24 protein-coding genes and 1 tRNA gene are annotated in these 25,487 nt (G+C 38.4%); 18 read left to right on the top strand and 7 right to left on the bottom strand.

Going from position 1 to position 25,487, the window contains the following annotated elements; all coding sequences use genetic code 11:
- Positions 1–9: 9 nt before the first annotated feature.
- The 3 genes from I6J02_RS03055 to I6J02_RS03045 all read right to left on the bottom strand — a co-directional run bounded on the left by I6J02_RS03055 (position 10) and on the right by I6J02_RS03045 (position 3,245).
- Positions 10–1,224, bottom strand: coding sequence for a bifunctional 3,4-dihydroxy-2-butanone-4-phosphate synthase/GTP cyclohydrolase II (locus I6J02_RS03055; RefSeq protein ID WP_003011860.1), 1,215 nt, complete (start codon positions 1,222–1,224; stop codon positions 10–12).
- A 72-nt stretch (positions 1,225–1,296) separates the two neighbouring features.
- Positions 1,297–2,781, bottom strand: coding sequence for an LptF/LptG family permease (locus I6J02_RS03050; RefSeq protein WP_201680369.1), 1,485 nt, complete (start codon positions 2,779–2,781; stop codon positions 1,297–1,299).
- Positions 2,782–2,867: 86 nt separating this feature from the next.
- Positions 2,868–3,245 carry an START-like domain-containing protein gene (locus I6J02_RS03045; protein ID WP_201680367.1) on the bottom strand — a complete coding sequence of 126 codons (378 nt, stop codon included), beginning with the start codon at positions 3,243–3,245 and terminating at the stop codon, positions 2,868–2,870.
- Positions 3,246–3,570: 325 nt separating this feature from the next.
- Here I6J02_RS03045 and I6J02_RS03040 point away from each other — a divergent pair.
- Positions 3,571–3,644: transfer RNA gene (locus tag I6J02_RS03040), tRNA-Met, on the top strand.
- Positions 3,645–3,793: 149 nt separating this feature from the next.
- Positions 3,794–5,074, top strand: a complete 1,281-nt coding sequence (locus tag I6J02_RS03035; RefSeq protein WP_201680365.1) for a phage integrase SAM-like domain-containing protein — start codon at positions 3,794–3,796, stop codon at positions 5,072–5,074.
- Here the strand turns inward: I6J02_RS03035 and I6J02_RS03030 are convergent.
- Together I6J02_RS03030 and I6J02_RS03025 are read right to left on the bottom strand one after the other, a co-directional pair.
- Positions 5,015–5,326 carry a helix-turn-helix domain-containing protein gene (locus I6J02_RS03030; RefSeq protein WP_201680364.1) on the bottom strand — a complete coding sequence of 104 codons (312 nt, stop codon included), beginning with the start codon at positions 5,324–5,326 and terminating at the stop codon, positions 5,015–5,017. The genes I6J02_RS03035 and I6J02_RS03030 overlap by 60 nt on opposite strands.
- A 34-nt stretch (positions 5,327–5,360) precedes the next feature.
- The gene (locus I6J02_RS03025) at positions 5,361–6,092 is read right to left on the bottom strand and encodes a helix-turn-helix transcriptional regulator (protein WP_002992922.1); all 732 of its coding nucleotides are present in this window, start codon (positions 6,090–6,092) and stop codon (positions 5,361–5,363) included.
- A 162-nt stretch (positions 6,093–6,254) separates the two neighbouring features.
- On the opposite strand from I6J02_RS03025, the gene I6J02_RS03020 reads away from it, so the two are divergent.
- From I6J02_RS03020 to I6J02_RS02950, 15 genes are all read left to right on the top strand, one after another.
- Positions 6,255–6,512, top strand: coding sequence for a hypothetical protein (locus I6J02_RS03020; protein WP_201680363.1), 258 nt, complete (start codon positions 6,255–6,257; stop codon positions 6,510–6,512).
- Positions 6,505–6,879: a hypothetical protein gene (locus I6J02_RS03015; RefSeq protein ID WP_201680361.1), complete on the top strand. Its 375-nt coding sequence runs from the start codon at positions 6,505–6,507 to the stop codon at positions 6,877–6,879. Before I6J02_RS03020 ends, I6J02_RS03015 begins: the two co-directional genes overlap by 8 nt.
- A 119-nt stretch (positions 6,880–6,998) precedes the next feature.
- Entirely contained in the window at positions 6,999–7,778 is a 780-nt protein-coding gene (locus I6J02_RS03010) for a hypothetical protein (RefSeq protein ID WP_201680360.1), read from the top strand.
- The gene (locus tag I6J02_RS03005) at positions 7,778–8,065 is read left to right on the top strand and encodes a hypothetical protein (RefSeq protein WP_201680358.1); all 288 of its coding nucleotides are present in this window, start codon (positions 7,778–7,780) and stop codon (positions 8,063–8,065) included. Before I6J02_RS03010 ends, I6J02_RS03005 begins: the two co-directional genes overlap by 1 nt.
- Before the next feature lie 6 nt (positions 8,066–8,071).
- The gene (locus I6J02_RS03000) at positions 8,072–9,190 is read left to right on the top strand and encodes a hypothetical protein (protein ID WP_201680357.1); all 1,119 of its coding nucleotides are present in this window, start codon (positions 8,072–8,074) and stop codon (positions 9,188–9,190) included.
- A 2-nt stretch (positions 9,191–9,192) separates the two neighbouring features.
- Positions 9,193–10,359 carry a hypothetical protein gene (locus I6J02_RS02995; protein WP_201680356.1) on the top strand — a complete coding sequence of 389 codons (1,167 nt, stop codon included), beginning with the start codon at positions 9,193–9,195 and terminating at the stop codon, positions 10,357–10,359.
- A 47-nt stretch (positions 10,360–10,406) separates the two neighbouring features.
- Entirely contained in the window at positions 10,407–10,781 is a 375-nt protein-coding gene (locus I6J02_RS02990) for a hypothetical protein (RefSeq protein WP_201680355.1), read from the top strand.
- Between the two features lie 450 nt (positions 10,782–11,231).
- Complete coding sequence (locus I6J02_RS02985; RefSeq protein ID WP_201680354.1) at positions 11,232–12,731, top strand: DEAD/DEAH box helicase; 1,500 nt, start codon at positions 11,232–11,234, stop codon at positions 12,729–12,731.
- Between the two features lies 1 nt (position 12,732).
- Positions 12,733–15,273 carry a bifunctional DNA primase/polymerase gene (locus tag I6J02_RS02980; RefSeq protein ID WP_201680353.1) on the top strand — a complete coding sequence of 847 codons (2,541 nt, stop codon included), beginning with the start codon at positions 12,733–12,735 and terminating at the stop codon, positions 15,271–15,273.
- Positions 15,274–15,297: 24 nt separating this feature from the next.
- Positions 15,298–16,386 carry a Rha family transcriptional regulator gene (locus tag I6J02_RS02975; protein WP_201680352.1) on the top strand — a complete coding sequence of 363 codons (1,089 nt, stop codon included), beginning with the start codon at positions 15,298–15,300 and terminating at the stop codon, positions 16,384–16,386.
- Between the two features lie 1,320 nt (positions 16,387–17,706).
- The gene (locus I6J02_RS02970) at positions 17,707–18,075 is read left to right on the top strand and encodes a VRR-NUC domain-containing protein (protein WP_236582269.1); all 369 of its coding nucleotides are present in this window, start codon (positions 17,707–17,709) and stop codon (positions 18,073–18,075) included.
- A gap of 369 nt (positions 18,076–18,444) precedes the next feature.
- The gene (locus I6J02_RS02965) at positions 18,445–19,218 is read left to right on the top strand and encodes a terminase small subunit (protein ID WP_201680351.1); all 774 of its coding nucleotides are present in this window, start codon (positions 18,445–18,447) and stop codon (positions 19,216–19,218) included.
- Complete coding sequence (gene terL / locus I6J02_RS02960) at positions 19,218–20,723, top strand: phage terminase large subunit (protein WP_201680350.1); 1,506 nt, start codon at positions 19,218–19,220, stop codon at positions 20,721–20,723. The genes I6J02_RS02965 and terL overlap by 1 nt, the downstream gene beginning before the upstream one ends.
- Before the next feature lie 26 nt (positions 20,724–20,749).
- The gene (locus tag I6J02_RS02955) at positions 20,750–22,204 is read left to right on the top strand and encodes a phage portal protein (protein WP_201680349.1); all 1,455 of its coding nucleotides are present in this window, start codon (positions 20,750–20,752) and stop codon (positions 22,202–22,204) included.
- Between the two features lie 73 nt (positions 22,205–22,277).
- Positions 22,278–22,595, top strand: coding sequence for a hypothetical protein (locus tag I6J02_RS02950; RefSeq protein ID WP_201680348.1), 318 nt, complete (start codon positions 22,278–22,280; stop codon positions 22,593–22,595).
- A 549-nt stretch (positions 22,596–23,144) separates the two neighbouring features.
- Here I6J02_RS02950 and I6J02_RS02945 read toward each other — a convergent pair.
- On the bottom strand, positions 23,145–24,209 hold the full coding sequence (locus tag I6J02_RS02945) for a 3-oxoacyl-ACP synthase III family protein (protein ID WP_201680347.1): 1,065 nt from the start codon (positions 24,207–24,209) through the stop codon (positions 23,145–23,147).
- A gap of 9 nt (positions 24,210–24,218) precedes the next feature.
- Complete coding sequence (locus tag I6J02_RS02940) at positions 24,219–24,677, bottom strand: MaoC family dehydratase (RefSeq protein ID WP_201680346.1); 459 nt, start codon at positions 24,675–24,677, stop codon at positions 24,219–24,221.
- 305 nt (positions 24,678–24,982) lie between these two features.
- Between I6J02_RS02940 and I6J02_RS02935 the strand changes: the two genes are divergently transcribed.
- Positions 24,983–25,204, top strand: coding sequence for a hypothetical protein (locus I6J02_RS02935; protein ID WP_201680345.1), 222 nt, complete (start codon positions 24,983–24,985; stop codon positions 25,202–25,204).
- The last annotated feature ends 283 nt before the right edge of the window (positions 25,205–25,487 follow it).

Raw genomic sequence — 25,487 nt, 5'->3', positions numbered from 1 at the left:
ATACTGATCTTATAAATTCTTCATGATGGTATGTCCCATACGATCACGTTTTGTTTTCAGATATTCTTCGTTATATTGATTTGCCTGAATCTCGATCGGCACATTTTCAATGATTTCCAGACCATATCCTACCAGTCCGGCACGTTTTGTCGGATTGTTAGACATCAGACGCATTTTAGTTACTCCAAGATTACGGAGAATCTGAGCACCTACACCATAGTCTCTCAGATCTGCTTTAAAACCAAGCTGAAGATTGGCATCTACCGTATCTACACCACCTTCCTGCAGTTTGTAAGCATGTAATTTATTGATAAGACCGATTCCTCTTCCTTCCTGATTCATGTATACGATGACACCTTTACCTTCCTGCTGGATCATTTCCATGGCTTTGTGAAGCTGAGGACCACAATCACAACGGCATGATCCGAAGATGTCACCCGTCATACATGAACTGTGTACACGTACTAAAATAGGCTCATCTTCTTTCCACTCTCCTTTGTACAAGGCCAGATGCTGTGCACCGGTATCTTTTTGTGTATAAGCTTTCAGTTGAAAATCACCATATTCCGTAGGCATATTCACCGTTACTTCTTCATTAATCAATGAATCGTGTTTCAAACGGTATTCAATCAGATCTTCAATACTGATGATCTTAAGGTCAAAACGTTTCGCTACTTCAATCAGTTCAGGCAGACGGGCCATTTCACCGTCTTCTTTTAATATTTCAACCAATACACCTGCAGGTTCAAATCCGGCAAGACGAGCCAGATCTACAGTTGCTTCTGTGTGGCCTGTACGGCGAAGTACACCACCATCTTTTGCAATAAGCGGGAAAATATGCCCGGGACGTCCCAGTTCTTCAGGACGGATATTCGGATCGATCAGAGCTTTGATAGTCTTAGAGCGATCTGAAGCAGAAATGCCAGTTGTACAACCGTATCCCTGTAAGTCTACTGATACAGTAAAATTTGTCTCATACACAGCTGTGTTCTGTCCTACCATAAGGTCAAGACCCAATTCATCACAACGTTCTTTTGTTAAAGGAGCACATACTAATCCACGGCCATGAGTAGCCATAAAATTGATAATTTCCGGAGTCGCATTGCGCGCTGCGGTAACAAAATCGCCTTCATTTTCACGATCTTCATCATCGACTACAATAATTACTTTACCGGCTTGTATATCGGCGATTGCTTCTTCAATCGAATTAAGCTTTATTTCCATTTTAATTTAAGAAAATATGTTTTTACAAAGTTAGAGTTGTTTATACAAGTATTTATAATGAACCTGTCATAATTATACTGAAGTACCCTGCTGGGATATGTTTTTATCTTTAATGAACCTGCTTCTGATCCATTTCCATATGGATTGTGCCTTGAGTTTATACTGCTCAACATCGAATAGAGAGGAGTCTGTAGTAGATTTATAGGTCAAAAATATAGCCAGCGGAGTAAGGACAATAATAGCCATCCACATCCCTGTCATTGGTGCTAAGCTCGCATCTTTTGCTGCTTTTTCGGATACCGTAGATATGATATGATAGATCAGGAAGAAGATAATTGCCATTACTACCGGAAGCCCCAATCCTCCTTTACGGATAATAGCGCCCAGTGGTGCTCCTATACCGAAAAGGAGTAAACAGGAGACTGCTAATGTAAATTTACGATGGAATTCCAATCTGTAACGGATATCTTTATCCCGGAATGCCTTATACTCCAGTGTTTTATTGCCTAAGGTCTCTGTAATATAACGGGATTGCGTCATGGCTGAACCGACAATCTGCCTGCGTTCTGTAGCAGGAACTACATCTTCGAGCAGATTCTTGAAAGGTTTTACTTTTGCAGGAATAACTTTCGTCCCCGGAGACCGGAAGTAATTGGAGTAATAATTATAATAATTTCGGATATCATGTTCAGCCATACGGCCTACACTGTCCATCTGACGGTGATTAGAATCTGTATACATCTTGAGCTGACGAAGATTCAACATGGCATGATGCGATTTGAACAGGTTTTCATCTGTTCGTTTCATCTGAAAATCGCCCATATCAAATTTTTGTTCGGTCTCTTTAAACTGAAAGCGTACAAATTGTTTCCGTGGGTCGTATGATTTGCTGTTCTTTCCTTTTGATTCTTCGTACCGGATACCATCTTTTAATCTCAGAACCATGTAGCTGTTGTCCGGAGAGTTTTGTACAAATCCTTCTTTGGCTAGCAATACATTGTTGGACGAGCTACCGGATGTATGATCATAGATCATCAGTTCATTTAGTACGGTACCGTCTTTACTTTTACTCTTTGCGCGGATGGCATATCCGGGAATGGTGTTGTTAAATATTCCGGGTTTGATAAGGAAATCGGCTTTCTTATTTCGGACATCATATAACAGTGATCCCATCTTCAGATTTACTACAGGTAATATATAATCGGAAAATAAAAAAGAACCTGCACTGAACAAGGCGACGAGAATAAACAGGGGAGTCATGGCTTTGCGAAGAGATACTCCGGCAGCTTTGATCGCTACCAGTTCATAACTTTCACCCAGATTACCAAATGTCATAATCGAAGATAATAACATGGAGAGGGGGAGGGCCATCTGCATTTGCACGGCGCACTGGTAGCCAATGAGTTGCAGGATGACGTACCATTCAAATCCTTTTCCAATCAAATCATCAATGTATTTGAAAAGGAAAAGCATCAACAGCACGAACATCACAATACAAAATGTGACGATAAACGGCTTAATGAAAGATTGAAGAATTAATAAGTGAATTTTTTTCATTCGTCAGCTCCCTGTACAACCTATCACTATTAATTTAGAATAAATTGTAGCATAATATATTATCATGCTACAAAGATAAAGATTTTTTATGCTCCAATAACACTTTGGAGATATTCTATCTGATTGTCCCAGATTTTTTTCCGGTCTTCCAGATTATCTTCTTTAGCAAAATCAATAATTGATAATGCGACATCATTTGTCAGCTCATCCTGATTGATTTCCATTTCGAAAAAATAGGGTTCATCATCCAGCCATTTGAACTTTACACTTTTGTTTTCTTTTGAAGCGATGAGTTTAGCTTTGTGGCTTTCATTATCCCATATAAATTCATAGGTGTTGTCACGGAAGTGAACTTCGTCAGCAAACCATTGTGCCAGCGCATTTGCCTCTTCCAAAAACGGGAAAAGAATACGCGGAGACGAGTTGATGATATATTCGCGTTGAAATTTTACTTTTTCTTCCATACGATATTTTGCACTAGTTAGTTGTTTTTATTTTTGCCTGTCTACTATTAAAAACCGTGCCATTCTTGTTTGCCAAGAAGGCCTTTAATCCTGCTTTTAAATACAACAGATCACTCTCTTTTTGTAAGTATACAGATTTATTTTGTTTAAAAAAATAGAATAAGAATTTTATTAAAATAAATTTTTGAAATATTTTTTCTGTGTATTTTTTTCATTTTTAGGGATTTGTGCAGATGGATATGTGTAATGATGAAAAAAAGCAGAAATTAAAGCTAAAATTACTTTGAATGTAAGTTGATATTGCTATATTTGCATACTCAAAAACGGCGGGGTAGCTCAGATGGTTAGAGCGCAGGATTCATAACCCTGAGGTCGGCAGTTCGATCCTGCTCCCCGCTACTACAAGGCTGATTGAAAAATCGGCCTTTTTTATGTATAACGTGCGTTTTTTGATAGGTTTTGTGAAGAATTCATTCCATTTACAGTGTTAGCTTTGACAACTTTTACTGTTAAAACAATTAGAATAAACTTTACAAATACTTTACAGCATGGCTACACTATCAGCTGTCATTCTTGACCATCATATAAAAAGCAATAAAACTGTTAATGTTAAAATTAGAATCGGGCAACATGGACAGTCGGTTTACATTGCTACGGATCTATACACAGACAGGAGAAACATTGATGCGCGTGGCAAGTTAAAGCCTGCGTATGTCGACAGGTACATATCTCCCATACTTAATAAATTTCGAGATTACCTCACCCAAGAAATTTCAAAGAGCTATTCTGCGCAAAGAATTAAAGAGTACATTTTAAAAAAGGAAGAGCCGGTTCAAGCCGCAGAAGATATTGACTTCTTAGCTTTTTGTAATGATCATATAGAAGAATTGGTCAAGGATGGTCGATCTTCCTCAGCAGTGCCATTGCGATCCGTAGTTAACTCTTTAACCGATTACTTCAAAGGTATGCTAAATCCGGCAATGCTCACTTCAAAGATCCTTATCGCATATGAAACATATCTACGTAATGATAGGACCCTTGTGCGTACCAACCAGCATGGGAAAAAAGTGAAAATCGTAAGTTCTGGAATGACTGATGCTGGGGTCTTCAAGCACATGGCCAATTTGCGTATACTGTTTAATGCATGTAAATTCAAATACAATGATGAAGATATAGGAGAGATAATCATCCGAAATAACCCCTTCGTTAAATACAAGTTGAAACCAACACGGAATAAGAAAAAGCGAAATGCCGAAGTTGATCTTTTGATAAAGCTATATACTTATCAACCTGTGGGAAGAAGGGAGCGACTCGCAAAAGATATGTTTTTCCTCTCTTTCTTCTTGTGCGGTATAAATGCAGTGGATATTTACAAAAGCGATATGACTCCAATATCCGGAAGGCTAGGTTATAACCGAAGTAAAACTCAAGGAAAGCGAGATGATAGCGCGTTTATAAGTATTGCGGTTCCAGACGTGGCCGAAGCTTATTTTAAAGAATATAGAGGTACAATCGCCAAGCGATATAGTGATGCTAGAAACTTTACTAAAGCTCTAAATATTGGTTTGAAGCAGATTGGGGAAAAGTTAGGATTTATGCTAACTTTTTATTCGGCTAGACATTCATTTGCAACAGTCGCTCGAAATGATTGTAGATGTACTAAAGATGACATTGCTGATGCTCTCAATCATGTTGTTAATGGCATGGCCATGACAGATGGATATTTGGCAAAGGATTGGAGTATTGTGGATGAAGTGCAATCAAAAGTTTTAAAGTTTTTCTTCGATAAACTTAACGAGTCCTTCAAGCTTACTTTCTATTTGCATTAATTTTAATTCAAGCTCTGTAACTCTCATTTGCAGAGCTTTTTCTTTTACGTAACCATTTTCAGCTTGTAATAAATCGTCAATATTCATTCCAAAGGAAGCAAGAGCTGCAAGAACTTGAGCATTAGGTTCCATAGTGTCATTCTCAATTCTTGAAACTGTAGATTTATTGCCATTAAATTTTTCAGCTAACTGCTCTTGAGTAATGCCTTTTATCATTCGGAAGGTCTTTATTTTTTGTCCTTTTGTTGCCATATGTATTGTAATTTTTATGTGTTATTTCTTGATTCTAATAATCCAACTCTCTCTTTATAACATTATAGATTTGTTTAACATCATCAAGATTGATTGTGAAATCAGGGTATTTCCTTTTATCCGGATTTAAGCTTGTTAGAGTCAAATCTCCTGTCTCTAGATTTTGATCCGCTATCTGCTTGACAACAATACCTTCTGTATTGTGAACAAAGATCCAGTTGGGCCACTTGTGACTATGAAGTTTACTAGTCCAATACTTACGATCGAGTTCTCTGCCAACTACAATAATTCCGCTTGGTATAGCTTCTTTTATATCTCCATTATCCATACTATCTCCATATGTTTCAAAAGCACGGTAGTTTCCTTTTGCAGGCCTATCAGTAGTAAAATAGTGTACTGGTAATTCTTCTAAAAAATGTGTATCAGTATAGTCTGTTAAATAACCTGCTTGAGCATACATAGGAACTAATTCTACTTTCATCCGGAATCTGCCTGGTGAGATCTCAACGAGTTCGCTTACTTGATCTTCTTCTATTGATCCTAAATCAAAGGCATTTCCACCCATCGCATTGAGTGAATTTATCTCAGAAGGAGTCATCTTTAAAAACTCGATGATTCTAACTTTTTCATCGGTGCTTGGGTACACCTCATGTTTTAATCTATTTCCTAAAGTTACACGCGTCATACCTAAATAATTAGCCAATTCTTCAATTGTTATTCCGCGTTCTTTTAGGATTGATTTAATGTACAATCCTTGATTTTTCATCTTTCAAGTGTGTTTTAGCAAAAAATATTGTACAAATGATAAATAATATTTGCAAATGATAAATATCAATATTACATTTGTATTGTCAAAGTTTAACAAAAGTAAATAAAGTGTGTTCAAAATGCAAAAGAAATTTATCAATCATTCAAAATTAAGAATAGTATGGAAGCTATAACTAAGCCTACCTGGCCTCAATCATGGCGTGAAAAAATGGATCGAATGGAAATAGGTGAAAGTGAACCTGTGGACCAAAGGGTTGTAAAATCTGTCAGATACATCGCAAGCAAGCATTTTCACTCAGCGAAGGCACGAAGTAATAAGAGATTTACAGTAAAAAAGGATCCGACACATCAAGGAAAGTATAAAGTATGGCGGAAGGAAGATGATGTCAGAAAGGAAGGAGGCAAAAACAATGATTAGTTTACTAGCAACACAAGGTAGCGATGTAACACTTGTTGAGAATCAATCCACAATAGCAAAGGTTCTGCGGTCAATGGCAAAATTGACCGCTACCGAAATGCTGACTATGACAGGAGGACTTAAATCATACATAAGTAAAGCGGAAGCTTATAAAATGTATGGGCGGGGGAAAGTTGACAAATGGATCGCTGACGGGCACTTATCGATAAGTCAGGATGAAGTTGGGACCAGCAGTAAAATGAGAATCAACAGGGGTGAAATTGAAGCGTTGGCAGAAGCTGACGACTTATTAAGTTATCAAATTGAAAAGGATAATGAGTCCAGAGCTAAAGAAAAAATTGCTAAGTCAGGTAAAAGATCTGCTTAGCGAAGTACATGGAGCGCTAGAAGAAGTGCATGAAATTAAAGTTCATTTGGGGATGACGGCAAACTAACCAACTGAATATTGTAAAACAGCCTAAAGGCTACACTTAACAAATATTTATTATGAAAGGACGAATTTCAACGGGAACTGTACAAGGTAGTACGTTGCCCGAAATCGGAAGAATTAAGGTAGGTATGAAAACCGAACGTGGTTTGCCTACATCATTAGACTATTTCCGGGCTACCGGAAAGTTCGCAACTCATTTCGCCTCGCTTGTGGGTGATAAGCCCACCGAATTGCACATTGCTTTTGTTAGTAATAATCTTAGTGAGGTGTGTAATGAGCAATTCGAGGCATGGGATAAAGGCAAGCGCCTTGGATGGGGAGACGGTTCGACCTTTACTGTTTGGAATCCTTTGGGAGGGAAGGACGGTAAAGGGGCATATGAAAGTGGGTTGCTTCCTGACGATCCAAAAGTCAAGGCAATTCGTAAGCATTTTGCGCGGACACTAACTCTTCGTTTTGTCCTCCTTAAAATGAAAGGTGTTCTTGGATATTGGACATTCCAAACAAAAGCCAAGGAAACGACTATCCCTAGTATTGTGAAAGCATTTGATATGGTGATGGAGCGTAGTGGAAGCATAATTGGTTTCCCGTTCTCGCTTGTGGTGGAGAAGGTGCAGTCGTACACTCCCGGTATGGCAAAGAACTATCCAATAGTTAAGCTTATCCCAAATTTCACAGAAGAAACTATCGAGCAGGTACGTGCCTATGTTGAATCGGGCGGTGAATTGAACCGATTAACCACCAACATGATCACCAGCGGAAGTTTGTTGCAGTTGGGTTCGGGAAGTGGTGTAGCTGTAGCAGTTGAGGATGTAGAAGCGGAGGAGGTGAAGTGATGGAATTTAAAGGAACACCAGGGCCGTGGGTGGCTGTAGGCAACACTCATTTTTATGATGTTAAGACATCTGTGTTGGGCTCCGACTTAAGCGTTATGGTAATGCTTTTCGATGAAAAATTAAATCCAAGCCATTTCTCAGATGAAAATAAGGCAAACGCACTACTAATAAGTAAAGCGCCTGAGATGCTGGAAATGCTAAATCATGTACTAGCGCTGGCGCAATGCGGTAACATTGTTGAAGCCTACAAGATTGAAGAACTAATCAAATCCGCAACCCAAATCTAATACCCCATGGCAATTACATTCGAAAATATCAATACAGAGTGGTTCAACGATACCGCGTTGAGACTACCATCATATAAAGTAGGTCGCATTAACTTCGGCCAAGGCCGATCATACATCCGGTTAAATGAGGATGGAGTGCCGGTCGAGAGTCCGCTACGGCTATACACCAGTCTCACCACTGCGATCAATGCTTGCGCACCTATGGAACAGCCATTGTTGGAGTGGTACGTTAAGCACGGGTTGAAAGAAGCTGGCAGACTGCTAGAGCTAAGCCAGCATTACGGCACATTGATGCACTTGGAAATAGGCAAGTTTCTGATCAATGGGCAATACGACTTTAATGCTGTTGAAACGGTGGTCGATGATTACCTAGCCGAAAACAGCTACTACCAACCGGACACGAAAGAATGGCCTGAAAAATTACGCAACGACCTATCTGCATTCATTCAGTTCTATTTGGATTACCAAATCGTACCACTAGGTATTGAATACGTCCTGCTAAGCGAGCGTGGCTATGGCACGTTGATCGACTTAGTTTGCAACATGACTATTCAAGTAGATGGCTACTCAGATACCGAGGTTTACAAGTCGGGTCCGAGAAAAGGCCAACCCAAAGAAATCAAAGTGGATAAAACCATCAGCGCTATCATCAATTTCAAATCCGGCCGTCATGGTTTCTACCGAACCAATGGACTGCAGCTTGAGGCGGAACGCCAATTATGGGAAGAAAACTTTCCGGATCTACCACTGGATGCCGCGTGCAACTGGTCGCCTAAAGAATGGAGAGGTGAAACGCCTACTTATAACTTCAAGGATTGGACAGGCGATATAACTACCTCCGAGGTTGATGCTGTTATGACGCTTGCTGATATCCGGTATGCTAGTAAGGCGGAGAGTAAAACGTACACTACCATTGGCGGGGTATTCTCAATAGCAGACCGTGGACAGGGATTATCAGGAGTGATCCGTAAAGAAGGGATTAGCGAATATGTGGGGCGCAAGTTCGGGCATGCTGAACCGAATATGGAGCCGATCGTTAGGCCTGCGGCTGTTAAGCCTTCCACCGCTGCGAAACCCACTGAACCTGTGATTAATGAACCGACTGCTGAACCATTACCATTCTAGTTATGAGTACAACAACGCAACAAACAATGGCTATCATGCCGTTTACTCAAACAGACCTGCAAAATGCAAGCGCTGTTTATACAGCTGCGCAGGGTTTCTTAGATAAGTACCGTGCGAAGCAAATCGCTTTACTTGCCAAAGCCGCTGCCAACGGCGATAAACTTCCCAAGGAATTGGATGACGAGTTGATGAACTGGCAAGTTTCGGCAAAGAAAGCTGTTAAGCACGTCGAGGAGCAGCGCAAACCGTTTACGGAAAAGGCACATGCTTTCATCAAAGCTTTTACTGCTGTGGAGAACGCTCTCAGTAAGGAACTGTATGATCCAATTCAGCGCCTACGCAATACATCCGCAAGAATACACGCGCAAGAAGCTGCTGCAGCGAAGCAAAGGGAGCAGGCAGAGCTAGCCAAAAAACAAAAGCGAATTGATGATATCGCTGCATTGGAAACCCAATTGCGGAGTGGATATGCGGCCTATCTCTCTACCGTAAAGCAAACAATGCTTACTGTGTATTCAGGCGCAACAATTGAAACAATTGGAGAAGCGGAGGCGGCTATTTCAGGCTTTATTGGCGGAACACTTACAGAAGATGCTTGGGAAACCATCACCCTAATAGGTGATCAGGAGTTGATCAACGAAGTGCGTACTGCGGATAAGTTCACGGCGTGCGCTAATCATTTCAGTGCCGAGGTGACTAAATATGCTGAATATCTTCTTTCACTTATTCCTACCCGTTTAGCGGAATTGGAAGTCGGTGTTGCCGAAAGTAAAGCTGCTGAGGCACTAGCAAAGAAACAGCAAGAGGATGCTGCTGCGGCTCAACTAGCGGCCCAGCAAAAAGCCGATGCGGATTCCGCAAAGGCAAAGCAAGCTGCATCTGTCACTGTGATGGTTGCCCAGGCTAATCGCCAAGTGGAAGCACCGAAAGCAATTGAGTCATATACCGTTTCCGTTGCGTCTGTCGATGGATGGCGTGTGATCATTGATTACTATCTGAATAATGCCGGAGTCACGGCTGAAGGTTTAGGTAATGTCAAACTTGATCAAATGCGTGCATTCGCTGAGAAGCAAGCCAAAGCAACTGGTGAAATGGTGGAGCATGCTGATATTATGTATGAACCGAAGTATAAAGCGGTGGCTCGCGCTACCAAGAAAAAGGCGGCGTAGGAAACTGTTGTATCAATCTTAGCGTTATAATATTAAAAACAAAAAATATGTCAAACAAAACACTTACTGGCTCAATAGCCCTAACAAAATTAACTCAGGCAGTTATCGTAGACAAGAAAAATAAAGCAGGTGAAATGGTTAAATGCGTACTGCTTCCGATTGATGGAAACAATCTTACTTTGAAAGATGGAGCTGTTTATATGGATGTTCGAGTCGTTATCCGAGAAGAAGCAGATCAGTACGGACAAAATGGTTTTATCGCCAAATCACTTCCGAGTGAAGTATATAACGCTAATAAATCAAATACCGACTGGTTAAATTCAAATCAACCAATTCTTGGTAATCTAAAAGATTGGTCGCAAGGTGGAGGGAATTCATCTCCTGCGACAACAATAGATGAAAACGACGATCTCCCATTTTAATTTTTGATTAAAGGGAGATTTATTTCTCCCTTTTTTTATTGTTTAAATGTTTCCTTATTGATAACTTTAGAAACTTTATGATTGTTTAATAGGACGGCAAACCTTCAATCTGAAGAACTTAACAAAATTTATTATGAACTTATTGAAACCTTACGAGTGTCCTCACTGTGGTGTGGAAGACGAGGCTAAATATGTATTCTCTGGTCCCCACATTAAACAGGTGTGTAACCATTGCAATGCATACGTCAAATTTACTTCAAAACATCAAGTTCCAGATTCAACCGAAGTCAGATTAAGAATCTGGTCAATCACCAATCAAGATGTTAATGTAATATCTGAGGCAAAACAGGCATGCTTCTTCATTGAAGATCTAAGAGGAATCGAAAGAAATATGATGTATTGGCGTCTATATTTAGCAATTCGAATATACCAAAGAAAGGAGGTAGGGTCATGAAAGTTATGCTACCAACATTAAGACCATATCAAGCTGAATTTGTAAAAAACTTAGCTGTGGCCCTGAGGGATCACCGGCGGGTCATTGCTTGCGCTCCGACAGGATCAGGAAAGACCAAAATGTTTATTGACGTTGCTTACAAGTCAATTTCGAATGGCCGAGCCGTCGTTATCATCAGTGAGACTACCAAGATTTTCGACCAGATTATTGGTGAAGCAGGAGGGATTGAGATAGCCAACGGTAAAAAGCACGTCCATATCAAAGCCGGGCAACTATATATTGCAATGGCCCAAACACTCACGCGTCGCCCACTGATACTGGAGCAACTTGCGCAATTGGAATTTCCACCGCTGATCATTGTCGATGAAGCCCATATTGGGACACCTTCGAATATTATCCGTCGTTTGATCGAGGTAAGTAATCCGTATATCCTTGGTTTCACCGCCACTCCCGATGGTAGAGTTGCTAAACATCTTGCAGAGCTATATAATACTTGTGTTATATGTTGTCAGGTAGACGAGCTAATCCAACAAGGCTTTCTTTGTTCCTACCAGCATCTTGCTAGGACTAAAGCCGATACAGATATCCTTGAAATGCGTAATGGTGAATACACTGAACAATCCCAAACCGCAGCATTTTCCACTTCGGCTGTGTATGATGGGATTTTTGAAGATCTTCGATCAGCGACATTTAAGAAGTGCATGATTTTCGTGTCGTCCATCAAACATGCGCGCGAAATGAACCAAAGACTCCAAGATGAGGGATTTGCATCGGTTGAATATCATAGTCAGTTGGAAAATTCCAGCTACGAGTTAGCAAAGTTCACTGGATTGGGACTAGCAAATATTTGCGTATCGGTAGCGAGTTTGACAAAGGGTTTCGACGCTCCGGCTGTTGATTTGGTTATTCTCAACCGTGCAACAACTTCTTTACCTCTATATCTGCAAATGATAGGACGCGGAAGTAGACCGGTATGGTCAGCTGATGGTACCCCCCTGAAAACTCACTTTCGGGTACTAGATTATGGTGGCAATTGGGAGCGTCACGGCTTATACTTTGAAGACCGCGATTGGGAAAACATGTGGGAGGTTACAAAGCGTTCCAAGAAAGGTCAAGGCGTTGCGCCTGTTGCTCTATGTTCTGAGTGCGAATCGATCATACCATCGTCAGTGCGTATATGTCAATATTGCGGACACGAACGACCATTAACTGAAAAGGAACTGGAGCAAGGAGAATTAGTAGAAGTTACCAGTCACTACACCTCTCTAGTCGGAAGAAAGATCAGCGAACTCACTCCGAATGAACTTGCCATTTATGCTAAGATGAAAAAGAAGCAGGTTTTTGCGACACGTGTGGCTAAAGCTAAAGAGCAAATGCACAAGGGCTTTCTTTCCGCATTCGGAGCTGCTATGGGATACAAGTCTAATTGGGTTGATATTCAATCTAGAATGATTGGATCAATGCCCATTGAATTTACTGACATACAATTACGTTAAGATGGGAATTGAATTAGCTAATGTTTGGAGTAAATACGAGCCTCTTATTGATGATGGCTACTCTATAATGCCTGTCTATGATCGTCATCAATTTGATCGAAAACAGAGGGAGAAAAAACCAAAAGATCCGTGCTTAGGTACATGGAAGCCTTTGCAGTCACGTAGAATGGACAGGGGGGAGCTTTATTCAGCATTAGAATATTACGATACTACAGGAGTAGCTGTAATATGTGGAGCTATCAGCGGTAACTTAGAATGTATAGATGTTGATAGTAAATATAATCCTGGCATTGATGCATTGTTGTTAAATCGAATAAAGGAAATATACCCAGATATTTTTCCTCGACTTCGAATACATAAAACTCCTTCTGGAGGCAGACATATAATTTACAGAGTCAGTGACCACAAAATTGAAGGAAGTCAAGAGTTAGCTTTTAAATATGAAGAAGGAGGAAAGGGAAAGAAAATAAAATATATTGAAACAAGAGGTGAAGGCGGATATTTTCTTTTCCCTCCAAGCTCAGGATATACCATTGTTCATGATGTTCCTATGCCTGTAATTACTTGGGAAGAACGCTGCGGATTAATAAATATCTGCCGTTCTTTCAGTGACGTAATTAAAATGGCTCCTATGCCAAAAGTCAGTAAATCAATGTCTAATTGGTATTCGGTTAATCCTTTTGAAGATTATGATTACAATTGTGACCCTGTTGCATTAATGGAAGAATTTGGATGGAGGGTATTTGGTAGACCTGAGGGTAAAAATTATATTCAGTTTACTCGTCCAGGAAAAGATTCGGGAACTTCTGCTTCTTTTATTTGCGATAAGCGTGTTTTTAAAATATTCACTACATCAACCAATTTAGAAGGTGAGCGAGGTTATAGGCCAGCCACACTGCTATCTCATCTTAAATTCGATGGAGATTCAAAGTTGACATATAAATTTTTAGTGGAGAAAGGTTTTGGAAAATTTACCTCAAAAACGGAGGAAATAATTGTAGAAAAAGCGATACGAGATGGAAATACTGGCCCCAAAAATCTAAGCTCAAATGCTAAAAAAGCGATAGAAGAAGGAAAAGCTAAATCGGCCGAACAATACCCATTTAAAAAATTCTGGGAGTTCAATGAGAAGGATGTGGTTAATATACTTTTGAAAAACCTAATAGATGTTGTAGAAGGAATTGGTTATGTATTATATAATGGAGTTATATATCGCAAGGATGTCGAAAGTAGAGTTCTAAATCAGGTTTTTGATCTGCAACCCCATTTAACAGAAGCATTGGAAGCATATATAAAAGAAGATGAAGTCACCAAAGAAAAGATTTCAAATGCATTAACAGAAAAATTAAGTACTAAGTTGAAATATATCAAAGGGGGGATTCCTAAGATGGATAAAGAATTACTGCTTTGTGACAAAAGAGACGTTTGTTATAAGTTTTATAGAAACTGCATAATAGAAATAACAGCTGAATCAGTAGAAATTCATGATTATGATTTCCTTGAAATTACAGATAAGTATATTTTTTATAATCAAAAACAGAATAGATGTTATGATCCGTCAATTGAGAGTTCAAATTTATATTCTGAATTTTTGACAAATTCTACTGGATATACGGATAACGTTAAAAATATTATTGGATGGCTGTCTCATGAGATAAAATGTAGAGATCGTGCATATATGGTTGTACTGTCTGAAATGGCGGCAGATGAATTGGATGGCGGGGGAGCTGGAAAAAGCTTGTTTGGGGAAATGTTAGCATACACTACAACTAGATGCGAAGTTGACGGGGGAGCAATTGAGGTTAATGATACCTTGTTCCAGTCGTGGCGGAATGAAAAGGTATTTGTTATAGGAGATACACCAAAGTATTTTTCTTTTGCAAAATTAAAAAATGTAATTACTAATAATTCCACAATTAAAAGGTTGTACTCTGATAGGTTTGATTTACCATTTGAAGAAACTCCGAAAATTTTAATGTCAACAAATTTTTCATGCAATATTACAGATGGAGGTTTAAAAAGGAGGGTTAGAACTATAGAGTTTACTAATTTTTATTCAGGTCCAAATGGGCCTAATGTTGTTCATGAAAAGATGTTTCCTCATGATTTTGATGATTCGGACTGGAAAAGTTTTGATGATGTTATTATTGAGTCTGTTCAGCATCATTTAAAGGTTAATGGAATCATTAAAGAACAGGAATTGTCTGATTCAGGATGGAAAAAAATGTTTAATAATAAGTATGGGGAAAAAACAATAGAGTTTATTGAAGATAATATAGATAAATGGCTAAGGCTTGACTTTGTTGAAGTAAAAATATTTCAACAAGAATATAATGAATACCTATCTCTATACGAAAAACAGAAATTGCACCCCCGATTACTGAATACAGCATTGAAAGAATTTTGTGAAAAATTTAATATTAAATTCCAACAGTCTATTGTTAAAAAGGTTGCATATCAAACAAAACGCGTGCATATTTTTACAGGGGAATATCAAATTCCATCCAATTTAAACGAGTCCGAAGATGGATTACCGTTCTAATAAATACTTAAAATAAGATTAATTATGAAATCATTAGAAATATCAAAAAATACAATAAGTAGTCTAGAGATTGCTGAGTTATCAGGAATGACACATGATAATGTTTTGAAGGATATCCGTAAAATGGAGCCTGGTTGGATTGAAGCTTGTCAAAAAATCTATGGGAAAACTACTGACGAAAATTTTAAAAGCATTAATTTTAACGTGATTGAATACAAGGATGCTAAAGTTGAAATGAGATCAATGTACGAATTGACCAAATCTCAATCATTATTTATAGCTACTAATTTTAATGATGAAGCAAGGGCGTTATTGTTATTAAGGTGGGAAGAGCTAGAACACCTCAATAAAGTTGCGCTCGACAGCTCCCAGCTGTTCACACTCCATTACGGAGGCGCATATACGTCAAATAGACGATTATCCAAGCTTACAGGCGTACCATTGGATGTAATCAATTCTGTTCTGTCAGAGTACCTTAAAGACTATGTCAGATTTGAAGAAGTAGGTTCCAAGAAGATGTTTAATGAGGGTGTTATGGTCCCTGATGTGAAATACAATGGGTATGACTTAAGCGCAACTGAAAGTCAAATAATGGACCATATCGGTTTTCGATATATTGCTCCTGTAAGAAATAATAAGAAAAGTTTTATAATGAATAATTTTGTCTGCTATAGTGGATTTGATAGTTCGCGAGAGAGTAATGGTTCTGGCTTTAGAGAATGCTATATGACATCAGAGGGATTGAAAGATTTTCTTAATTTTTACAGCAAAAAAATGATCAAATCTGGCCTTAGGGAATTTAGTGATTTAATAAATAACGAAATAATATTGGTTGAACATCAAATAGTTAAATCTATTTTAAATCTTGAGATACCTAAAGAACATTGGATTACACCGAACGGTGTCCATCTCGATGAGGATGGTAATTTTAATAGGGAACAGCACTGTCATTACTTCTTTTCTCGTAAGTGTTTTTATTTTAGAAATTTCAGTTATTGGTATCAAGTTTACTTGAATTATTGCAAGGATAATGATATAAAAATCCCTCTATCAGAGAAGAAAGTTGAAGTAATTTACAATAAATATAAGGTTAGGTTTTCACGCAGACAATGAAGAATACCTTCATTTTCTAAGCCCTCTTTTGAGGGCTTTTTTTTTGGAAAGGTAACAGCTTATAAATGTATAGTTACAACATGGTTACAACAACATTGTAACCTAAAAGCTAGTTTTATTTAGTATTAAACAAGCTTTTTTTGATAGGTTACAGGAGTTACTATAATTCTTATTAAATATTATGAAAAAAAATAATATATATACCTTTTTTTACGCAACCGTTGCGTAGAGTAAAAAAATATATACTTTTTTCTCTATATGTTAACAATGCAAAAGTCTTGTAACCCTGTAACCCTGTAACCTTCCTCGGCCTTTTCCAAGTATTTTAAATTTTTTCACTTATTATCTAATGATACGTTGCATTTTTAGTTTGTAAATGTTTTTGGGCAGATCAGTCGAGAGGTGAAGTTGAATATTATTCATGTAAAATGTATAAGTCAATAAATCCAAGTCTAATTGGTATTCTATGCATTTCTACTTATTTTATTAATGATATTATCCAGATCTCAAATAATATGAAGGAATTCTTTTTGAGAAAATATAGCGTTATTGCAACTTTTGAAAACTTTATTTTACATTTAATTTTACAAATGATAAATAATTTATACATTTGCATCGTTAACCCAAGGGGTTAATAGGATTGGAGTATAAAGTAGCGGCCGTCGTCGGCAAAACTTCGGCCGCTTTAATCACACTTAACAATGTAATTTATTATGAACTCGCAAATTAGCAAAAGTAAATCAATGTATTCACGATGTTTCTTAAATGACACTTTGAGAAACATTCGTGATGAAGTTCCAAAAACTTCTGATAAGGTTTTAAAGAGATGGAATGATCTTAAAATAATTTATGAATCATCTTTAAAGAAAGAAGACACTAAAGATGCAATATTTGGAACCATTGTTATAATAGGATCCTTCATCTTAGTTATTGGGTTAATAATAATACTATCAATGATACATACTTAATACTAATCAATAATTCTTTGACGTGCCGTCATGCTTCCCATAAGTATGACGGTTTTTTGTTTTATTTTTTTAAGTTTTAATAAGTCAGCAGCCTACCTCTTTAATTATTTATTGTTATTAATTATTGCTTTTTATGTTGCTTTTATGCAATAATTAGAAACTATGCTTATTTTTGTGAGTATCAGGGATGTCAAAGTACCTGGTTCATGAATTAAGTGTGTTAAACGCTTCCGCTTTTGTGGAAGCGTTAATAAAAGCCATTCCACATGGACAGCATAGATAGAGATTTTAATATTGGTATTTACATTATGGGGTGTAAATCATCTGACTTGTTATATTTAGGAGGATTTACATGGAAAAGATAAGTGAGAAAGCTTTGCAAGCCGCGTGCTTTCAATGGTTGTGGAATAACTATCCACAAACACGCCGAAAATTCTTTCATGTACCTAATGGTGGAAGCCGCAATGCAGTTGAAGGAATGCAATTAAAAGCGTCTGGGGTTGTAGCTGGTATTCCTGACTGTATACTCATTCATCTGGGGAATGCTTACGGATTCGAAATGAAAACCCAATCGGGTAAGGTTAGTCCGGAACAGCAAAAAGTACACAAGGTTTGGCAGGAGGATGGGACGCCAGTTTACATCATTCGCTCATTAGAAGATTTCCAGGCAATAATCATTGAATTAATCGGTGAGCCTACAAGAAAGGAGATAGCAGCATGATAAATCCAGTCATTTCTCAATATCTTTTGCTTAAACATCCTGAAGTATATAATGAGTTGGCTAAAAACTTAAAGAGTAAGCCGTGCTCTTTAAATCAGGTAATCAAAATACACAGTTTCTCTAATCAAATAAGTGATGATCCATTTTATCAAAGATTATATACCATATGTACATCTCTAATTTTATTTTCGCCCGAGACAATACATGCTGAGTATAGAGTTAAATCAGGAGTTATAAAATCGCTTGCCGAAATAATGGGCGTATCAAAGCAAGCCTTATCAAGCAAGATAAGTCAGTCTGTGCATTACTACCTCAACGTAGCGAGGGTTCGTGAGGCTGTGGATTATATAGTAAAGGAGGTTAGGGGAGATGAGTGAGGATTCGCCAACTAAGTTAACAACCAATCAACGACGCTTTGTTGAAGAGTACTGCAAAGATTTTAATGCTACACAAGCAGCTATTCGTGCTGGATATAGTGAAAAGACTGCTGCGGTTGTAGGTCATGAAAACCTTAGAAAACCTAATGTTTCCGTAGCAATCAATGCTAGATTGGACGAATTGTCCTTGTCAGCAGAAGAGCTTACAAAGAAAACTGCCGACATTGCCCGAGGCAATCTTGCTGACTATATGACGACACGTATGGTCGAATATCGTCCACGTGTCCGTAAAGGATTGCTAGAGCTTATTGCAGAGCTTGAGTATGATCTGATGCTTAAAGAAGAGTTTTGCGCAGTGAAGGGGTACACGGAGGAAGCCTTTGATGAGTTTCAAGCATCACTTGACCCAATACGTGATCAAATCCTTGCTTACCAAATTGAGTTGCGGAGAAATCCTTTGGCAAGCAGGCTGGTTACCGGTGAAGCCGAGTTGGTACCGCAAGTCGAGGTTGACATGCCAAAGCTATTGGCTGACAAAGAACGTGGTATCATTAAATCGTTCAAGTATGGTAAAAACGGTTTGGAAGTAGAGCTTTACGCAGCTGATGCCGCTATGGATCGTTTGATGCGCGTTCGTGGTATGTACAAGGACAAGTTAGATATCACAACCAAAGATCAATCGTTGAACGAGAAAGTATCACCTGAGGAGGCGCAACGTATGCTGCAGCAGCTTGCTAGTGGTAACTTTAATCTAAATGACGCGTAATGACTCCGGTAGCAGGCTTTACAAAACGTGATATCATTGCGCTGTGGTGCAAGTCGTCAATATTGAATTACACACAGTACTTCTTTCAAAAACAGTATTCGCGTAGTTTCGTTGTTGGTGATCATCACGTGAAGATAGCTAAAGCTCTTGACGATGTGCTTATGGGCCGCATCACACGTCTGATTATTAATATAGCACCTCGATATGGAAAGACTGAACTAGCCGTAAAAAACTTAATTAGCGCCGGCCTTGCAATCAATCCTGCTTCTAAGTTCATTCACCTCAGTTACTCGGATGATCTAGCCTTGGATAATTCCGAAGCTGTCAAGGATCTGGTTACGAGTGAAGCTTATCAGCAGCTATTTCCAGATGTTGAACTCAAGCAAGGCTCAGGAGCAAAAAATAAATGGTATACGACTCAAGGTGGGGGCGTATACGCTCGTGCTGCCGGTGGACAGGTTACAGGTTTTGGCGCAGGTCAGGTTGATACTGAGGCAAGCGCAGATCAATTGCAAGATGAAGAGCTTGATCTTGATGAGATGCTGGCTATGGGCGGTGATATCTTCGGCGGTGCGCTTATCATTGATGATCCAATTAAGCCCGACGATGCGGATAGTGAGATCAAGAGAGAACGGGTTAACAATCGTTTTGATTCAACGATAATTAATCGTGTAAACTCTCGTAATACACCAATCATAATCATTATGCAGCGTCTTCACGAGAACGATCTTTGCGGACATGTGTTAGCTAATTATCCAGGTGAATGGACTGTTCTATCGCTTCCCAGTATTATAGTAGAAGATGGACAGGACCTGAAGGAGGGACGTGCATTATGGGAGTTCAAGCATACGCTTGATGAGCTGCTGAAAATGAATGATATCAATCCAATCAACTTTGGACGGCAATATATGCAGAATCCGCAGCCTAAGGAGGGGTTGATGTATCGGGCATTCAAAGAGTATCTGAATATTCCGCCTTATTTCAAAGCCTATCGTAAGGCATACGTTGATACAGCCGACACAGGTAAAGATTATTTATGTAGTATCGCTTACCTTGAAACGGATCTTGGATGCTTCGTTCTTGACGTAATCTATACTCAGGATCCGATGGAGATAACGGAACCTGACACAGCAAGGCAACTAGCGATGCACCAAGTTGAATATGCTTTGATTGAATCCAATAATGGAGGACGTGGGTTTGCTCGTAATGTAGAGTCGCATTTAGTGACCCTTAAGGCTTTCAACTGTACTATTGAATGGTTTCATCAAGGGGAGAATAAGCACGCAAGGATATTCACGAATTCGGCAAAGGTAAATATGATAATACATATGCCAGTCGGTTGGGATAAGATGTGGCCACAATTCTATAAGCATGTAACCACGTACAGCAAGAAAGGTAATAACGCTTACGATGATGCCCTGGATGCCTTGACAGGTGTTGTTGAGAATTTCGGTGTGAATAAGGAAAGTAATATTGACGACTCAGTAATTGGAATGTTTGGGTAACCGCAGGTACAATAAAAGGAAAAGTTATGGCAAAAGAAATTAAAGTGGCATCAGCTGCCATTGATCCGAAGATAATAGAAGAACTAGGTAAGGAGTCAGCTCCTGCTTATGAGGTGAAGAAGGAAACAGATATAAAGGAGCACAATATATATGATGAGCAGCTGAGGAAACGCAAGACAGTAGTCAAAAAAGTTATAGGGCCTGATGGTAAGCCTGTGATGATGGCGGATGGAAGAACGCCAACGACCACCACAACCTACGTCGATCCTGCTCGACTTCCTTTAGCTCTGCAGGAGATCATAGTTACCAGAAGGGTTGCGTTTATGAACTTGGGTAAAGCGAGGCTATATGCGGAGCCGGACAAGGGTGCCCAGGAAAAAGCTTTCAACCTATTGCAGCGTTTGAGGGAAAATAATAAAGTTGGGTACAAGGAATCGGAGATTGCTAAGCTCTTGAACAAGGAACTTCAGGTTGCTAAGTTGTGGTATTCCAAGGTGACCGATGATGCGAGCCACTGGGGCGGTCTAAGTAAGGTTCCTGTTGATTATAAAATGCAGATATTAGCGCCAAGTAAAGGTGATACGCTTCTACCAGTGTTTGATGCAAATGGTGATTTGATTTACTTCGGTAGGCAATACGATCGCCGTAAGTCTTTAGAAGAACTTGCCGCAGAAACCAGTGGCGGCGATAAAACCGTCAAATGCTTTGATATCTACAGTACTGATCGTCTACTGAAGTTTGAGCAGGGAGGATCAGGAGGGGAAAGTGAAGGTGGATGGAAACTAGTTGCAACAGTGGATTTGCCATACAAGAAACTACCAATTATCTACTACTCCAAAAATACCCCGATTTGGGCCAATGTGCAGCCACTGATCGAGAGATTGGAAACAGTGATATCAAACTTTGCTGATACTAACGACTACCACGCTTCGCCAACTTTAGTATTCAAGGGAGCTACTGGCGCACAAGCCCAGGAGAAAGGGGAGAGTGGTAAAGCTGTATTATTGACTGGAGAGCATGCTGATGCTAAGTACGTAACTTGGGATCAATCAGTAGCTGCAGTTGAACTGGAAATTGATACATTGGTGAACTTCATCTACTCTCTGACCCAAACTCCAAATATCAGTTTCGAGGAAATGAAAGCCCTGGGAGATCTTTCAGGTGTTGCTTTCGATCGTGTTTTTATTGATGCTCATTTAGCCGCTAGTAATGAGATTGATGGGGGATATGGCGAGCTGTTACAGCGTAGTGTGAACCTGGAGAAAGCGTTGCTTGCCAGCATGGACACAGGACTAACTGCTTCATTGCAAGAACTGGCTGTTACTGTTGAAGTACCACGGTTCAAGCTCGATGATTTGGATGCTGATGTTGATCTTGCAATCAGAGCTAAGGACGGAGGATTGATTTCAGTGGAGACCGCTATTGGAATGTCCGGGTTAGTTACCAACGTTCAGGACGAGATGGAGAGGATTAAGAAGTAACCATATTTATCAAATGATAAATAAATGTAAAATAAAATTTGCAAATGATAAATTTTGTTTTTATATTTGATTTATGAATCAGCAAGTGGAAATAATATTATCATCATTAAAACTAAATGTATCAATTGAAGATATTCAAACTATTGTTGATAGCACTGGTGATTCATTAAATCATGAAGATTTGATAAGTATTTACAATGAGTACTATCAGGCAAAAGACGAAGTGTGTCCTTTTTGTAGATCTGAAGTTGCTCAATTGCAATTTAATGAAACTTCAAGGGGCTATTGGTCAGAACCTGTTGATGGTGTAAATATTTGTTCAGGTTGTAAAGAAGAAGTTGATTGTTTTGAAAAACCAACATTACAAGAATGGTTATTGATAACATCATAAAATATTAGGTGAAATACACCCACTTACAGCAGTGATGCAGCATGGTGGGGAAATTGACAACGTGGCGGAAGGGTTGGCGGTTCGCCGGCCGTGGTAGACGCAAAGGAGTGCGACTCCTTGAACATAGAGTATAAACAACATTCGTGAAAAGTCGACGCACACTCTAAAGTCGTACAGGTTCGATCCCTGTCGTTGTCACAACGCAAACAGAGAGAAAGGCTCTTGGTTCTTTAAAGTATTTGATTGAAAGATGGCGATTAGTAATTGCAGATAGTAAAATAGTAGCATCAGTGGTTTTCAATCAAAGAAATAAAGGATTAGCAGCAAAGGGCCTTTAAAAATCTAACAAGTTGGAGGATTAGCTCAGAGTGGCTAAGGTGAAGCCATTAACTCGCAAGAGGGTAACCAGCCCCTCACTTGTTTTTAAATTGTCTTTTCATAATTTAGGTTTATATTTTTGGTTATTCCGTGGGGATTCCTCCCAAGTTTCTCCACGGTTTTTAATGTCAAAAAATAGAATCTTACAACTAGAATATAATCTCAAAATTATTACCATTTATAAGTGATCGCATTAATATTCATTCCTGCGCCTACTGAAGCAAACAATATTATATCTCCATCAGAAATATTATAGGTATCTATTTGATTATCTAAAACTTGATGCAATAAGGTTGGAATTGTAGCTACTGAGCTATTACCCATTGAAGATATGTTCATTGGCATTATGTTTTGAGGAAGATCTTCTATACCATACAGCTCGAAAAATCTTTTAACAATTGCCTCATCCATCTTTTCATTTGCTTGATGAATTAGAATCATCTTAAGGCTTTCAATTTTATTTCCACTATGATCGAAACATTGTTTCATAGCTTGAGGAACATTTTTTAAAGCATATTCATATACCTTACGACCCTTCATTTTTATATACTCTGAGTCTTCTTTTTCACCTTTGTTAGAACCTGCAGAGTAAATGAATTCAAGCTCAATATCTGTATCTGATCTGACAACGCTATTAATTATTCCACTATCTGAAGTTGTATTTGCTTGAATAATACAAGCACCGGCTCCATCAGAAAAAATCATACTGTCTCTATCGGAGGAATCGATTACACGAGAAAGTGTCTCAGCTCCAATAACAAGACAAGTTTTTGCCACTCCTGACCTAATAGCTAAATCACATTGAATAAGTCCCTGTAGCCATCCGGGACATCCGAAAACAAGATCATACGGAATACAACTTATATTCTTTATACCTAAATTATGCTTAACTCTGGCGGCCAAAGAAGGGACCATATCTCGTGGAGATCCCTCATATTTAATGTCTCCGTAGTTATGAGCTACAATAATAATATCAATTAATTCTGGGTCTACCGACGCATTTGATATCGCCTGCTCTGCTGCCATTGTAGCCATATCAGATGCAGTTAAACCTTTTGCAGCATATCTTCTGCTTTTTATTCCTGTAATAGCACTGAATTTTTGAATTATTGTTTCAGCAGATTGATTAATTTCAACATTATCTGTTCCAAAGAAATTATGATTCAAAAAATAGCTGTTGGGAATTATTTCAGTAGGTATGTAAGATCCGGTCCCAATTATTTTAGATTTTAACATATGAGATTATTAATTAAAATGGTAAAGGAAAATCACATCTCCTACATATGCGGGCTTAACATAATCTTTTATTAAAAGCTGTGCTTGAATAACTGCTTTTATCGTCCCTCTTAGGTTTGTTATCGATTTAACCGTGGCTTGTAGTTGTACTTCACCTCCGGACGGGACGGCTTGACCAAATTTAAAATTCTCGATACCATAATTGATCTCCATCTTTACATTGGTTACATCCGCAATTTGCTTCCATAAGTAAGGAATTAATGATAATGTTAGGTAGCCATGGGCAATAGTTGTCTTGAATGGGCCTTCGTTTGCTGCCCTTTCTTCGTTTGTGTGGATCCATTGGTGGTCCAAGGTCGCATCAGCAAATTTATTGATCTGATCTTGATCAATTTTATGCCACTCGGAAACACCTAAAACTTTCCCTTCATAGGATTTGTATTCTTCAAAACTTCTAATAGTTACCATATTGCTAATAATTTTAAGTATTTCAATTACAAATTGCTAATAAGCATTTAAAACGCATCTTTAATAAGATGATACATGGTCTATACTCAATTTTATTTGCCAGTCAATCTAAAGTTTTAGATTTTTGAGAATGGATTTTGGCATGTTAGGATTTGCGTAAAAATACGAAATTGATTTTATTATCTTCATAAATATAATTTGGTTTACTTATTTGCAGAATAAATTTTTAGACTTAAATGTGTAAATAGCAATTAAACAACTGTATTTTTAAAACAGTTGTTTACCAAAATAAATTATATTTGAGTATGATAACTAAGGAACTGATTATTGATACTTGTAAAGAAGTTTTAAGTAAAAACAAAGCCAATTTTAGTATTTATAAAGTGTTAATCCCGGTTCAAAAAGAATTTGGATTGGACCAACATGTTCAAGAATTATTCACTTTTAATGGAGTCAGATGGTATACTGATTTCAATAACGAAAGAATTGATTTAGGAGAATATCCGGAGTTTTATGAGGTGGGGTGAGTAGTATTGTTTTTGCATACAAAATTTAAAGCATATTAAAAACGACAAATAAAATATTTTTTATAATATTTTGGATTTGTTACAAATTGTAACAAAAAAATTGTGGATGATCCTCTACAAATGATCTAATGTTATTATTAAGCTTCTCCCTAAATCTTCTTCAACAGCAGCTTAAACTTCCCTTTCATATTATCTGTGGTACCTTCTTTATCCAGGGAGGGAATGGTACACTCGAATGTTCCTTCAATATCCTCAGACCTATCCGGATTGGATAATCTCTTGA

The organism is Sphingobacterium spiritivorum, from assembly GCF_016725325.1.
In the GTDB taxonomy this organism is placed as follows: domain Bacteria; phylum Bacteroidota; class Bacteroidia; order Sphingobacteriales; family Sphingobacteriaceae; genus Sphingobacterium.
This window is presented reverse-complemented; position numbering and strand designations above follow the sequence as displayed.